Annotated in this window: 1 protein-coding gene; it reads left to right on the forward strand. The window is 45.6% G+C overall.

Translation table 11 applies throughout. From position 1 onward, the window contains the following. Nucleotides 1-215, forward strand: a 215-nt coding sequence (locus A372_RS32650; RefSeq protein ID WP_036702627.1) for an SDR family NAD(P)-dependent oxidoreductase, incomplete at both ends; no start/stop codon positions are given.

Below are 215 nucleotides of genomic sequence, written 5' to 3' on the forward strand. Positions count from 1 at the left end.
CGGCAAAGTGGATATTCTGGTTAACAACGCCGGGCTGATGATTACCAAACCTCTGGCTGAGGTGACCGAAGCTGATTTTGACCAACAATTCGCACTGAATGTAAAAGGTACTTTCTTTGCCTGTCAGCAAGCGATGAAATACATGGAGAACTACGGAAGAATTGTGAATCTGTCCACGTCCGTCTTCGGACAAATGTTTCCGGCTTATAGCGTAT

The organism is Paenibacillus sp. OSY-SE (assembly GCF_000283315.1).
Classification (GTDB): Bacteria; Bacillota; Bacilli; order Paenibacillales; family Paenibacillaceae; genus Paenibacillus_B; species Paenibacillus_B profundus.